11 protein-coding genes and 1 tRNA gene are annotated in these 13,842 nt (G+C 66.8%); 6 read left to right on the forward strand and 6 right to left on the reverse strand.

What is annotated here, in order from left to right:
- Window positions 1-12 precede the first annotated feature (12 nt).
- From ADBZ6K_RS23950 to ADBZ6K_RS23960, 3 genes are all read left to right on the forward strand, one after another.
- On the forward strand, window positions 13-1,278 hold the full coding sequence (locus ADBZ6K_RS23950) for a deoxyguanosinetriphosphate triphosphohydrolase (protein WP_526351384.1): 1,266 nt from the start codon (window positions 13-15) through the stop codon (window positions 1,276-1,278).
- Window positions 1,279-1,309: 31 nt separating this feature from the next.
- On the forward strand, window positions 1,310-3,253 hold the full coding sequence (gene dnaG / locus ADBZ6K_RS23955; RefSeq protein WP_526351386.1) for a DNA primase: 1,944 nt from the start codon (window positions 1,310-1,312) through the stop codon (window positions 3,251-3,253).
- Window positions 3,254-3,321: 68 nt separating this feature from the next.
- Window positions 3,322-3,636: a DUF7155 family protein gene (locus ADBZ6K_RS23960; RefSeq protein ID WP_526351388.1), complete on the forward strand. Its 315-nt coding sequence runs from the start codon at window positions 3,322-3,324 to the stop codon at window positions 3,634-3,636.
- Window positions 3,637-3,679: 43 nt separating this feature from the next.
- Here ADBZ6K_RS23960 and ADBZ6K_RS23965 read toward each other — a convergent pair whose 3' ends face one another.
- Entirely contained in the window at window positions 3,680-3,925 is a 246-nt protein-coding gene (locus ADBZ6K_RS23965; RefSeq protein WP_526351390.1) for a hypothetical protein, read from the reverse strand.
- 144 nt (window positions 3,926-4,069) lie between these two features.
- On the opposite strand from ADBZ6K_RS23965, the gene ADBZ6K_RS23970 reads away from it, so the two are divergent.
- Window positions 4,070-4,142: transfer RNA gene (locus ADBZ6K_RS23970), tRNA-Asn, on the forward strand.
- Between the two features lie 151 nt (window positions 4,143-4,293).
- Window positions 4,294-5,940, forward strand: coding sequence for an ABC transporter substrate-binding protein (locus tag ADBZ6K_RS23975; protein WP_526351392.1), 1,647 nt, complete (start codon window positions 4,294-4,296; stop codon window positions 5,938-5,940).
- A 12-nt stretch (window positions 5,941-5,952) separates the two neighbouring features.
- On the opposite strand, the gene ADBZ6K_RS23980 is transcribed toward ADBZ6K_RS23975, so the two are convergent.
- The 5 genes from ADBZ6K_RS23980 to ADBZ6K_RS24000 all read right to left on the reverse strand — a co-directional run bounded on the left by ADBZ6K_RS23980 (window position 5,953) and on the right by ADBZ6K_RS24000 (window position 12,916).
- Window positions 5,953-6,264 (reverse strand): hypothetical protein, encoded by a 312-nt coding sequence (locus ADBZ6K_RS23980; RefSeq protein ID WP_526351394.1) that lies wholly within the window; start codon window positions 6,262-6,264, stop codon window positions 5,953-5,955.
- Between the two features lie 61 nt (window positions 6,265-6,325).
- The gene (locus ADBZ6K_RS23985; protein ID WP_526351396.1) at window positions 6,326-9,337 is read right to left on the reverse strand and encodes an AAA family ATPase; all 3,012 of its coding nucleotides are present in this window, start codon (window positions 9,335-9,337) and stop codon (window positions 6,326-6,328) included.
- A 252-nt stretch (window positions 9,338-9,589) separates the two neighbouring features.
- Window positions 9,590-10,408 carry a DUF5995 family protein gene (locus tag ADBZ6K_RS23990; protein ID WP_526351399.1) on the reverse strand — a complete coding sequence of 273 codons (819 nt, stop codon included), beginning with the start codon at window positions 10,406-10,408 and terminating at the stop codon, window positions 9,590-9,592.
- Between the two features lie 150 nt (window positions 10,409-10,558).
- Window positions 10,559-10,921, reverse strand: a complete 363-nt coding sequence (locus ADBZ6K_RS23995) for a hypothetical protein (protein ID WP_526351401.1) — start codon at window positions 10,919-10,921, stop codon at window positions 10,559-10,561.
- 63 nt (window positions 10,922-10,984) lie between these two features.
- Window positions 10,985-12,916 carry an acyl-CoA dehydrogenase family protein gene (locus ADBZ6K_RS24000; protein WP_526351403.1) on the reverse strand — a complete coding sequence of 644 codons (1,932 nt, stop codon included), beginning with the start codon at window positions 12,914-12,916 and terminating at the stop codon, window positions 10,985-10,987.
- Window positions 12,917-13,017: 101 nt separating this feature from the next.
- On the opposite strand from ADBZ6K_RS24000, the gene ADBZ6K_RS24005 reads away from it, so the two are divergent.
- Window positions 13,018-13,746 carry a VIT1/CCC1 transporter family protein gene (locus ADBZ6K_RS24005; protein WP_526351405.1) on the forward strand — a complete coding sequence of 243 codons (729 nt, stop codon included), beginning with the start codon at window positions 13,018-13,020 and terminating at the stop codon, window positions 13,744-13,746.
- Window positions 13,747-13,842: the final 96 nt, after the last annotated feature.

Below are 13,842 nucleotides of genomic sequence, written 5' to 3' on the forward strand. Positions count from 1 at the left end.
GACTGTGCCTCGGTGAACGCGCAGGACAGTTACGACGACTTCGACCGCGAGCGGTTGGTGGCCGAGGCGCCCAAGGGCGCCGCGCTGCCCGGCGCGGACGGCGAGCATCGCACCGACTTCGCGCGCGACCGGGCGCGGGTGCTGCACTCCGCCGCGCTGCGCCGGCTGGCGGACAAGACGCAGGTGGTCGGTCCCCGCGACGGTGAGACGCCGCGCACCCGGCTGACCCACTCGTTGGAGGTCGCCCAGATCGGCCGCGGGATGGCCGTCGGACTGGGCTGCGACCCCGACCTGGTCGACATGGCCGGGCTGGCCCACGACATCGGCCATCCGCCCTACGGTCACAACGGTGAGCGGGCGCTCAACGAGTTCGCGGCCCCCTACGGCGGATTCGAGGGCAATGCGCAGAACTTCCGGATCCTCACCCGGTTGGAACCCAAAGTTCTTGATACTCACGGCCATCTGGCGGGACGCAGCGTCGGGCTGAACCTGACCCGCGCGGGTCTGGACGCGGTGACGAAGTATCCGTGGCGACGCGCTGCGCCGGGCGCGAAATTCGGCTTCTACGACGACGACAGCGCGGTCGCGGAGTGGGTGCGCGACGGCGCACCGACGGCCGTGCCGTGCCTGGAGGCGCAGGTGATGGACTGGGCCGACGACGTCGCCTACTCGGTGCACGACGTCGAGGACGGCGTGGTCTCCGGGCGCATCGACATCCGGGTGCTTGCCGACACCGACGCCGCCAACGAGCTGGGGCGGCTTGGCGAGTCGCACGGGATGGGTGCGGGGCTGACCGCCGACGACCTGATCTCCGCCGCGGAACGGCTCTCGGAGCTGCCCGTCGTGGCAGCGGTCGGCAAGTACGACGCGACGCTGGCTGCCTCCGTCGCGCTCAAGCGACTGACCAGCGAGCTGGTTGGCCGGTTCGCCAACGCAGCCATCGCCGCGACGCGGGAGGCCTCCGGTCCGGGACCGCACGTGCGGTACCAGGCCGCGCTGCAGGTGCCAGAGGAGGTGCGGGCCGAAGTCGCCGTGCTCAAGATCCTGGCGCTGCAGTTCATCATGTCCGACCCCCGCCACCTGAGGCTGCAGGAGCAACAGCGCGAACGGATCCACCTGGTCGCAGGTTGGCTGCTGGCCGGTGCCCCCGCGACGCTGGACCCGATCAACGCCGCCGCGTACAACGCGGCCGCCGACGACGGCGCCCGGCTGAGGGCCGTCGTGGACCAGATCGCGTCGTTCACCGAGGGGCGCCTGGAGCGACTGGAACCCGCGTAGCGGGCCCGACGGCCACGCATAGACTGAGCCGATGGCTGAAGCGACCCGTGGGCGGGGCCGGATCCCGGATCGCGATATCGCGGCCATCCGGGAGGGCATCCGCATCGAGGACGTCGTCGGCGACTACGTGCAGCTGCGCCGTGCGGGCGCCGATTCGCTGAAGGGCCTGTGCCCCTTCCACGACGAGAAGTCACCGTCGTTTCACGTGCGCCCCAATCACGGCCATTTCCATTGCTTCGGCTGTGGGGAGGGCGGCGACGTGTACGCCTTCATCCAAAAGATCGAACACGTCAGCTTCGTCGAGGCGGTCGAGGTGCTCGCCGACCGCATCGGCTACACCGTCACCTACAGCGGCGCCTCCACCACCAACGTGCAGCGCGACCGGGGGAGCCGCAGCAGGCTGCTCGCGGCCAACACGGCCGCGCAGGAGTTCTACGCGGCCGCACTGGAGTCCGACGAGGCCGGCCCGGCACGCCAGTATCTGCGCGACCGCAGGTTCGACGCGGGCGCCGCCGGCCGGTTCGGCTGCGGCTACGCCCCGTCCGGGTGGGATGCGTTGACAAAGCACCTGCTACGCAAGGGTTTCGAATTCAAGGAGCTCGAGGCGGCCGGGTTGTCGCGCGAGGGTAGACGCGGCCCGATCGACCGGTTCCACCGCAGGCTGCTGTGGCCGATCCGGGCCAGCAGCGGTGAGACCATCGGTTTCGGAGCGCGCAGGCTGTTCGACGACGACCCGATCAGCGCCAAGTACGTGAATACACCAGAGACGGTGCTGTACAAGAAGTCGTCGGTGTTGTTCGGCCTCGACCTGGCCAAGCGTGATATCGCCAAGTCGCACAGGGCCGTTGTGGTCGAGGGCTACACCGATGTGATGGCGATGCACGAGGCCGACGAGACCACCGCGGTCGCTTCGTGCGGCACCGCGTTCGGCGACGGACATCTGGCGCTGCTGCGCCGCCTGATGATGGACGACAACTGGTACCGCGGTGAGCTGATCTTCGTGTTCGACGGCGACGAAGCCGGTCAGGCGGCGGCGCTGAAGGCCTTCGACGGCGACCAGCAGGTGGCGGGGAAGTCGTTCGTGGCGATCGCCGCCGACGGGATGGATCCCTGCGATCTGCGGCTCAAGTCGGGTGACGAGGCGCTGCGCGACTTGGTCGCCCGCCGGATCCCGATGTTCGAGTTCGCCATCCGCAGCCTGATCCCCGACGGGGACGCCCTTGACAATGACCCGCAGGCGCAGGTCGACGCGTTGCGCCGCGGGGTGCCGCTGGTGGCGCGGATCCGCGACTACGCGCTGCGCGACGAGTACGCGCGACGGCTGGCGGGCTGGACCGGCTGGCTCGACGAGGGGCAGGTGCTCAACCGGGTGCGCGAGGAGGCGCAGGGCCGCGGCATGCCCGAACGCGGACGGCGACGTGCTGCGGCGGAGGCCACCCGACCGCGTGCGGCCCGGACGGTGCCGGACGCGCCGGCCCGGCCCGATCCGGCGGACCCCACGCTGTGGCCCCAGCGGGAGGCCATCAAGGCCGCGCTGCAGTATCCCGCGCTGGCCGGTCCTGTCTTCGACGCGCTGACGGTCGAGAGCTTCACCCACCCCGGCTACGCGGCGGTGCGCGGGGCGCTCGACGCCGCGGGCGGCACGTCGGCCGGGATGTCCGGGGCGCAGTGGATCGAGGCGGTCCGCGACCGCACCGCGTCGCAGGCCGCCGCTAGCCTGGTCAACGAGCTCGGAGTGGAGGCCATCCGCGTCGAGGATGACGAGCGGCTGCCCCGCTATATCAGCGGGGTGCTGGCGCGGCTGCAAGAAGTGTGGGTGGGCAGGCAGATCGCCGAGGTGAAGTCCAAGCTGCAGCGGATGTCGCCGGTGGAACAGGGCGACGAGTACCACGCACTGTTCGGGGATCTCGTCGCGATGGAGGCGTATCGCCGCAGTCTGCTGGAACAGGCCAGCGGAGACGACTTGACTGCGTGAACCGCTGCACTCGGGATAAGGTGTAGTCGCTGTCCTGGCGTCGGGGACCACGCGAGAGAGGCGAGCAGGTGACTTCGAACAATTCGTCGTCGAGCATCCGGGTGCGTCGGCTTATCGGCGTCGGAGCATTCGTGGCTGCCGCGGTTGCGGCGCCCGTCGCGGCGTCGGCGTTGACTACTCCCAACGCGGAGACACAGGCCGCCCCGCCCTGCCTGGCGTGGTTCGGCAACAAGGAAGACGGCAAGTGCCTGTCGTACTCCAACGGCCAGCCCGTCGTCGGCGGTGTTCCGCCGGTCGCGTGGGGCAGCCCGGGCAGTGGCAGCCCCGGCATCACCACCGGGCCGTTGTTGCCTGGCACCTCGATCAACCAGTCCATCGGCTGACGGCGCCGGCCCATCGGCTGACCGCCGGGTCGTTCACGCGCAGTTAGCGCGCTGAGGGGTTCTCCGGACCCAGTACTGACGTTTCCTCATCGATCGACGTGAGGGTGACCAGCTGTGGGTCGGGGGAGACCCGTTTGGCGATCTTGCGACGTCCCGCATCGATGAGCGCCTTGGCGCTCGGGCTGCTGGTGATGGCGCGGTAGGTGCCTGCGATCTGCTCGTAGCGGCGTCGGCCCGCCTTCGAACCCATCACATAGCCGACCGCCGCTGCGGCGACGTACCCGATCACGAGACCCCTTCCCGACGAACGCGCGTGCCATCCATCCTGCCTCACCGGCCGAGGTGCTCCCCAGCGGGATCCTATTGGCGGGCAGGGTGCGCGGTGCGCTAGAGTCTCGTTCGGCCCGCGGACAGGATCCGCGTGGTGTGGCAGTCCCCTGTAGCTCAATTGGCAGAGCATTCGGCTGTTAACCGAAGGGTTGCTGGTTCGAGTCCAGCCGGGGGAGCAAGCATCAGAGCAGGTCAACCCGCGCGGTCAAGCGTTGATCGATCGTTCGAATTCGAAGATCGTCGATCTGTTCCGAACGGTGAACCGAATCGGGCAGAGTGTTCTGCGTACGGATACGGACCGTCCGCACTCCGTACCGCGGGGAAATTATGAGTGCGCTGCGTACGGTTTTCATCGTCAGCGTCATCGGGGTGGTCGTATGGGGGATCGCCGCCTGCGGCGCCAACCAGGAAAGCGTGCGTACGGGTCCGGGAGGCGGCGACATCACCGTCACCACAACGTCGTTCCCCGACTACATCGATCCGCAGCTTTCCTACACGGTCGAGGGCTGGGAGGTGCTGTGGAATGTCTACACCCCCTTGCTCACGTACAAGCACGAAGCGGGCGACGCCGGCACGCAGGTCGTTCCCGGTCTGGCTAAAGACATGCCGGAGATCTCGCTCGACGGAAAGACATACAGGCTGACGCTTCGGCCTGGCATGAAGTACTCCGACGGCACGCCGATCAAGGCCTCCGACTTCAGCTATGCGATCAAACGGCTGTTCAAGACCAATTCCGGCGGGTCGGTGTTCTACGACGCCATCGTGGGTGCCACCGAATACGCCGAAGGCAGGGCCGACACGATCAGCGGCATCACCACCAACGATGAGACCGGTGAGATCACGATTGCGTTGACGGCCCCCAACGGCACGTTCAACAACGTGCTGGGGCTGATATTCGCCGCACCCATTCCACCCACCACCCCGCTTGATGAGGACGCGACGAACAACCCACCGCCGTCGAGCGGTCCGTTCATGATTGGCAACGTGGATGCGCCCCACACGCTGACGATGGAGCGCAACCCGAACTTCCATACGGTGAAAGACGCCGGCGCGGACGAGGTCGCCGACGCTGGGGTGGACACGATCACCGTCGTCGAGAACAAGAATGACAGCGCACAGGTCACCGACATCGAGCAGAACAAGACCGACTTCATGATCGACCAGCCGGGGCCCGACCGCCTGGCCGAGGTCACGTCGCAGTACGGCGATCGCTTCCGCCTGGAGGATTCGATCAATACGTACTACTTCTTCATGAACACGCAGAAGCCCCCGTTCAACGACGTTCGGGTCCGACAGGCCGTCAACTATGCGGTCGATCCCGAAGCGCTGAACCGGATCTTCGGCGGTCGCCTGCATCCGACGCAGCAGATCTTGCCTCCGGGTATGCCTGGCTACCAGGAGTACGAACTGTACCCGGGACCCGATATGGACAAGGCCAGACAGCTTGTCGCCGAGGCCAATCCAGCCGACCGCGACATCACCGTGTGGACGGACGACGAGCCCGACCACAAGCGGATCGGGGAGTACTACCACGACGTACTCACCCAATTGGGTTTCCGCGCCAAGTTGAATGTGATCGCCGGTGACGTCTACTGGGCGACGATCGGCAACGAGTCGACGCCGGACCTGGACACCGGATTCGCGAACTGGTTCCAGGACTTCCCGCATCCTGACGACTTCTTCCGTCCGTTGCTGTACGGCGAGAGCATTCTGCCGACCAACAGCAACAACTTCTCCCGGGTCGCCATTGCGGCCAACGACGCCGAGCTGGATGAATTGCTTCAGAAACAGCTCGGCGACGGTGGCGTCGCGGATCAGTACGCCGCGCTCGATAAGGCGTACATGGAGCAGGCGGTGTGGGCGCCGTACGGCAACGAGCAGTTCAGCACGTTCACCTCAGAGCGGCTGGACTTCGAGAAGGCCTACCACCACCTGCTTTTCGCCCAGGACTTCTCTTCGTTCGTGCTCAAGTAGAGGAGGCGCTCATCACGTCACGTCAAGTGGAGATTGCCAGGTCCAAGTCGCGAATCCTGGGGGATCCTCTTGCACGAGGATAGCCATTCCGTATCCCCACGCTTTGCCCAGTTGGAGCAGATTAGCCTCGCACGTTCCTTCCCACTCCTCGGCGTCGACCGACCAGCGTCCGTCTCCACCCACCGTGATGAGCTTCGGATTTCCCTCATCATCGACCTCGCCGGATGGCTGGACGAGGTAAAATGACACTAGGACAGGCTTTTTGGGCTCGCCTGACAGCAGGCTGAACGGCCCCGTCACCGCGGCACTGCCGTCCTTTTTCATGATCGCTCTTGTAAACGCACCTTTTGGCATTTCGTTGACCCCCCGGTCGATCGGCGTCTCCTCAGATCTTGGCGAGCGCTGAAAAGAGCGACCGCGCACTCTTCGCGGAGACGAGATTGCCCTTCTGTTGGTACAGCACAATGGCCGTCTGCACAAGAGCACGTTCCTCTTTTTCGGTCGGGTGCGGCCCGAGACTGAGCACCTGAGCCAGATCGAGCAAGGCATCTGCGTGGTCGCAGAGTAGGTCGGTTCGCTCGATGAGCCTCACGGCTTCCCGAGCGAGCGCCGTTCCTTCGTCGAATCGCCCCTGGTGGGCAAGGATCTTGCCACGCACGCTCCGCCAAAGCACCTGCGTCGAGAGGTCGTCTGCCGCCGCGGTTCTTTCGCTCACGGCACAGAACCGCTCCGCATCGTCGGCGCGCCCCTGCATGTAAATGGCCTGCGCAAGCATCGCCGCGGATGTCGACAGCAGCGCGTGCTCACCCATCTCCTCGAGCCTGTGGTAGCCGGCGCGCAGCCGATCCTCGGCGATTTCGGGGCGGCCAGCAAGCATCTCGACGGTTGCTTCGTGGTGCGCATGCGCGGATTGCATCACCAGCGTCCCGCCGACCTCTTCGAGAATTTGGTTGCCCTTGCGAATGAGCGAGCGAGCCGTGTCGAATTCCGCGAGCATCGCGTGGAGTACCGCGAGCGGATGCAGCGTGACCGCGACCGCAACGGCGCTGGTGTCGACCTGCTCACGGATTGCGGCGCAGCGCTCGCTTGCAGCTCGGACGGGAGTCGGTCCATACACTGCTGCGGAGGCACGCCAACCGAGGATCCAGAACAACTGCCATTGTTCGTCCGCTCGCTTCGCGTGCTCCGCCGCCCGGGCCCACGCGTCATCGGCCCGTGCCGCCTGTCCGCGGAGCCAGTCGATCGCGGCACGCAGGCACCAGGCACGCGATAGGCCGAAGTCGTCGGAATACTCCGCCAGTACCTGCAATGCGCCGTCCGCAGCGCGGCACGCGGCCTCGACTGCCTCGCTGTTGGGCTCGCGGTGAAGCCGCACGAACTGGCGCTCGACCCTTGCGCTTGACTCAAGATTCTGCTGATCGAGCCTGCGCGCCGTGTCGGTCGCCTCGTCGAGCACGCGGTCGGCATCCGCGAGCCTCCCGGCCTCGAAGAGCGCTGCGCCGAGCCGAGTCAGAAGTGCAGTGCGCTCCGGGTCTTCTGGAGGGAGCAGCGCGGCTGCCCGTTCGAGCAGTGCGACAGCACCCGGCAGGTCACCGCGTTGGAGAGCCCCGCGCGCCGCTGACTCGAGCCGTGTCGCGGCGGCTCTGCCGACGTCCTGGGTACGGGGGCCGAGGAAGCCGAGTTCGCGCCAATGCCGGTGGGCTTGCTCCAGATGGTAGCCGACGATCTCGTCGCTCTCGCCGCCGCGCGTAGCGAGCCAATTACCTACGCGCTCATGGTATTCCGCCCGTAAGCGCTTCGGCAGCCCCTCGTACGCCGCCTCGCGCACGAGCGCGTGGGCGAAGCGAAACGCATCCCCGCCGGCCGCGTCCGCAGAGTCCGGCTTGATCAGCTGTCTGCGGACGAGCGAGTGCAAGGTGGCGGTGGTGGCGCGTCGCTCCCTTTCGGGAAGCAACTCGACGACCGCCGCGGTGTGGAAGCTGCGTCCTTCCACAGAGGCGCGTTCGAGCACCAGCCGCTCGCCCGGTTCGAGGGCATCGATGCGGGCCGCAAGCACGGCGCGGATGCTCGGCGGCAGCGTGGCGGCGTGGCCGTGCTCTTGCTGCACGGCGACGAGCTGCTCGAGAAACAGTGGGTTGCCTTCTGCCCGTTCGACGATCCTCGTGAGCGTCGGCTTCCGAAGCTGCTCGGCCGCTAATCGGGACACAAGCTCGCTCGCGTCGGCGGTCGGCAGCGGTTTGAGGTCGAGCAGGTGGTGCTTCGGCTGCTCCGCCCACCCCGGTCTGGTCTCCAGTAGCTCGGGACGCGCCGAGCAGAGGAGCAGGATGGGGAAGCCGCTCGACGATTCCGCGACGTGCTCGAGCAGGTCGAGCAAGGTTGGTTCGGCCCAGTGTAGGTCTTCGAACACGGCGATGAGTGGACGCTTCCGTGCGAGGGCTTCGAAGAGGCGCCGCACGGCCCATGACGTCTCACTAGGTGGCGCCGCCCCCTCGGCGGGGCCGATCGCCCCGAGCACCCGGCTGACAACCACGTCGGCCCGCTCGTCATCGTGGAGGAATTCGAGCAGCGTCGAGCGCGGGTCGCCGTCCCCCAGGCTTCGGACGATGTCGGCCAGCGGCCGATAGGTGACGCCCTGTCCGTAGGCGACGCAACGACCTAGCACAGCCGTTGTCTCCCGGTCGACTATCGCGCGCAGCTCGCGTATCAGCCGTGACTTGCCGATGCCTGGCGACCCGACGACGGAGCAAATCTGACACGACGGCGTCTGGAGAACCTCTGCGAGCAGGCCTCGCAGCTCACCGAGCTCGGCGGCGCGGCCCACGAACGGCGTCGACGACGCCGGTAACACCGCATCGTTGGGGGGTCTGAGCTCGATCGCGCGCCATGTACTCACTCGTGCCGTTCGGCCCTTCAAGGCGGTCGGCCCCAGGGACTCGGTGCGAACCGCCCGGTCTACGAACGCGTGAGTCTGCTCGCCGATGAGAATCTCGCCACCCTGCGCCATCTGCTGCAGGCGTGCAGCGACGTAGAACGTGTCACCCGCCGGATATTGCTCCTGCGCCGCTGCGCCGGGGGCCGCGAACACTTCGCCCGTGTTCACGCCCACAGCGCAACCCAGTTCGATTCCGCGTTCGCGCAGCAGGGTCTCGCTGAGAGCCGCTACTGCGCTGCGAATCTCGAGGGCGGCCCTCACCGCGCGAAGCGCGTCGTCCTCGTGCACCGCCGGCAGACCGAAGACGCCCACGACGGCGTCGCCGATGAATTTGGCGACCCGGCCGCCATGGCGCTCGACCGCAGAAGTACAGGCCGCGCAGTATTGGTCCAGCACATCGTGAAACGACTCGGGGTCGAGACGTTCGGCCAGCGCGGTAGAGGCGGTGACGTCCGCGAAGACCACCGACACAGTCCGTCGGACTCTGGCGTGTCCGCCTGTCTGGCTCGTCACCTTGGCCTCACGCTCGCTCCGCTCGCCGGCCTCACGCTCGCTCCGCTCGCCGGCCTCACGCTCGCTCCGCTCGCCGGCCCGATCCCCAGTATCGCCCTGCTTGCCGCCCCAAGAGAATGCCTTCGCCGTGACTGCTCGGAAAGTGCAACAACTGTGGGTTGGCCGCTCGGTGGTGGTGTGCGGACCCAACGACCGGTGCGAGGGTCACAAGGTCGTCTCGATCGGGGCAAGTGTCCTGGCGATCTGGTCCAGCGCGTCGACGTTGTGCGCCACCTCGCGGCTCTCCCGCGCTGCAATGGCGGCGACGATCCCGTCCAGCGGTGGCGGTGGGTCATACATCGCGAGCCCCTGCTGGGCGATGTGCAGGTCGCGCGCCAGAATGGTCGCCGGCCGCAGGATCTTCGGCTGCATCGCCAGCAGCGTGGCGAACCGCCAGGCGCTGTCGCGAAACGAAATCAGCGTTTGGGCTATGAGGTTGATCTCGTTATCCTGCAGAACGGCATAGAGCTGGGCCAGCACGGGTGACAACTCGTTGATCTTCTCGACGATGCCGGTGACCTGGCTGGCCAGCACCGCGTTGATGCGGTTGAAATCCTCTTGTAGCGAAGGTAGTTGCGCATCAGGGGCGATGGCCTGCGCGGCGACGCCCAGATCCAGACCTATATGGGCGTTAACGCCGCCGAGCAGGTGCTGCACGATGATCGGTTCCCTGCGGGCCGCCGCGTCGAACGTGATCTGCCACGAGTGCGTCGGCCTGGGATACCGGCCCGGGTGGAAGTGTCCGTTCACGGCGTCGAAATAGCGGTTCGCGAAAGCGACGTCGAAGCGCTCCATCCGTGCCGGGTCCTCGAACGCCCCCTGCTCGACGGCCACCTTCACGGCCTTGGTGATCCGCTTGTAGAGCGCCGCGAAGTACCCGAGGCGGCTCGATGCGGCGATCGACCAGCGGACGATCACATCGATCGATTCGATGACCTCATCGAGGGTTTCGGCAGTTGGCAGCGGATCCGGTGTCGACACCATCCGGTCAGTATCGACTCAGAAGGCCTGGTGCGCGGCCGAATTCTGTACGTGCGGATGGTGTTGCGGCTGGCGCGTCCCGAAGTCCTTGTGCCCCAATAGGATCGTCCCCAACAGGATCGCTGAGCCGACGGTGCACCGGGCGCGCGGGGCTTATCCGCCTGCCGGCCTCTTGGCCTGTTGTTGCTGTTTGGCGGCCTGGGCGATCGCGTTGATCAGCGGGTTGGCGGCCATCATCTCGCGCCGCTCGGCCTCGCTCATCTCATAGAACGCCCACACGCCCCAGGCGGCGGGCCGCACGTAGATGGTGGTCACCTGGTGTCGACGGTTTGCGACGATCGCGGGAATGGCCACCACGCGGTCGATGGTCGCGGCGGCACTCATGTCCTGGGCGATCTGCTGATGGTCGGCCGACTCGTGCAGTTCATACACCAGGGACTGGCCGACCTTGCTGGGCGGCCCTTGCAGCGCGAGGAACCACGCCATCGGCTTCTCCTTCATCGGACGGAACGACATCCGACAGCGTAGGAGAGGCATCGCGGCGCTGTTGCGGGGTGTCCTAGCTTCGTGCGGCCCCGCTCAGGTGTCGAGGATCTTCTCCGGATGCAGCATCTCGGCGTACCGCAGCTTCTCGGGGATGCCGAAGCCGTCGACCAGCGTCTCAGCGTGGGGCCGAAGCGTGCGGCAGCGCTCGTTGATGCCGCGGGTCACGGCCTTGGCGCGTTCGGTGGACAGGTACCGGTGTTCGATGAACCAGGCTTTGTCCTCCTCGATCACCGACAGCGCGTACAGGTCGCACACCAGGTTGAGGATCTTGCGGGCCTGCTCGTCCTCGCAGGAGGCGATCCCGGCGACGAACGCCTCCAGCACCACCCGGTCGATGTGTGCCGTGGCGACGTGCAACACGTGGTCCTGTACGGCGTTGAAGGCGTCGAACGCCGGCATCTCCTTGGCCTTGCCCTGCAGCCGGCGCGCGACGGTGCTCAGCATGTACCGTTCGCGGTCCTCGAACATCGCGACCTGGGTGCCGCGGTTGAACAGGCTGCCCTCCTCCTCGTTGTCCTGTCGGGAGTCGAGGATCGTCTGCATGATCGTCTCAGCCGCGGTGCGTTTCATCACCCGATCGCCAACCGCATTGGCCGCGAACCGGACCCACTCCACCGGGCTCATGCCCCGCACGTCGTCGGCGTAGGCGGTGAGCAGTTCCTTGGCCACCAGCTGGGTCAGGACGTGGTTGTCGCCCTCGAAGGTGGTGAACACGTCGGTGTCGGCGCGCAGCGCGATCAACCGGTTCTCGGCCAGGTATCCCGCGCCGCCGCATGCCTCCCGCGCCTCCTGGATGGCACGGCTGGCGTGCCAGGTGTTGGCCGCCTTGAGCCCCGCCGCGCGGGACTCCAGCTCGCGTTGCTCCTCGGGGTCGGGGTTGTCGGAGGTCTGCAGCTCATGGCATTTGGCCACCAGCTCGTTCTGCGCGAACTGCAGCGCATAGGACCGTGCGATCAGCGGCAGCAGCCTGCGCTGGTGAGACAGGTAGTCCATGATGACCACCTCGCCCTTGTCGTCGGGTGCACTGAACTGCTTGCGCTGCAACGCATACCGGGTTGCGATGTCCAGCGCCACCCGGGCTGCCGCAGCCGCGCTGCCGCCGACGGTGACCCGGCCGCGCACCAGTGTGCCCAGCATGGTGAAGAATCGGCGGCTGGGGTTGTCGATGGGCGACGAGTAGGTGCCGTCCACCGCCACGTCGGCGTACTTGTTGAGCAGGTTCTCCCGGGGAACCCGGACGTGGTCGAACTGGATGCGTCCGTTGTCCACTCCGGGCAGTCCGCCCTTGTAATGGCAGTCCGACGTGGTGACGCCGGGCAGGTCGTTACCGGCGTCGTCGCGGATCGGCACCACCAAGCAGTGCACACCGTGGTTGACCGGCTTCCCGTCCTCGCTGGTAATCAGCTGTGCGAAAACGGCTGCTACGGTGGCAGTTTGGGCGGCGCCGCCGATGTAGTCCTTACGCGATGTGCGGGTGGGAGAGTCGATGACGAACTCCTGCGTCGCGGCGTCGTAGGTGGCGGTGGTCTCCAGCGATTGCACGTCGCTTCCGTGTCCGGTCTCCGTCATCGCGAAGCATCCCAACAGGTCGAGATCGATGATCCGCCGGACGTAGGCCTTGTGATGCCGTTCGGTGCCGAGGTTTTCGATGGCGCCGCCGAACAGGCCCCATTGCACACCGGCTTTGACCATGAGGGACAGATCCGACATGGCCAGCATCTCGATCTGGGTGATCGCCGCGCCCACGTCGCCGTTGCCGCCGTGTTCCTTGCGGAAGCCGTCCTCGGCGGCCCCCGCGGCGGCCATGATCTTCAGCTGTTGGCCCACCTTGGTCCGGGCGATGACCGTGTTGGGTGTGTAGTGCGGGCGGAACACCGGCTGCGCCAGCTTTTCCCGCACGCGGTTCTTGGTGTCGCGCCAGCGGCCGTCGAGCGCGTTCCGTAAGTGCTCCGCGGTGGTGATCATACTTGACAGTAACCTCGCGGGCGGTCACGGAAACTGTGAGTTCGCAAACGTAGTGCGACCTTAGTGAGCCGCTCGCCGATCGTTGCGTTTGAATCGATGCCATGACCGAGTCGGAGGGGCCACCACCCGTCGGTATGCCGCACGTCGTCGACCACCGGCACGCCAACGTCACCGGAGGCTGGCTGCGCGCGGCCACCTTCGGCGCCATGGACGGATTGGTCAGTAACACCGCGCTCATCGCAGGTGTCGCCGCAACGGCCGGCGCGCAGACCGTGGTGCTCAGCGGCGTGGCGGGACTGCTCGCCGGGGCGTTCTCGATGGCACTCGGCGAGTACACGTCGGTCATCACGGCCAACGAGCAGATCGATTCGGAGGTGCGCGTCGAACGTCGTTCCTTCCTCAAGGATCCGCGGGCCGAACGGGCCGAGCTGGTCGAGACGCTGGTGCAGATCGGCCTGACCGCCGAGACCGCGACCACTGCCGCCGACGAGATCCACCGCGATGAGAACCGTGCGGTGACCTTTCACCTGGTGCAGGAACTCGGGGTGCATCCGGAGGACAAGCCGTCGCCGTGGGTGGCCGCGGGATCGTCGTTCGCGATGTTCGCGATCGGGGCGATCATCCCGCTGATCCCGTACCTGCTGGGCTACGAATCACTGTGGGCCGGTTTGGCGTTCGGTGGCGTCGGCCTGCTGATCGCCGGCGCCGTCGCGGCGCGGTTCACCCGAAAGCCGATCTGGGTCGCCGGTATGCGCCAGCTGACGCTGGGCGCCGTCGCGATCGCCGCCACCTATGCCGTGGGCCTGCTCGTCGGCACCACGGTCGCTTAGCCTGGGCTGCAGCAGTTGCCATGCAACGACATCGGCTCCGTCAGCTGAGGCTGCCACGGCCCATACCGCCTTGGGTTGGCGCTACTTCGGGGAACT

The organism is Mycobacterium sp. (genome assembly GCF_044223235.1).
Lineage (GTDB): Bacteria > Actinomycetota > Actinomycetes > Mycobacteriales > Mycobacteriaceae > Mycobacterium.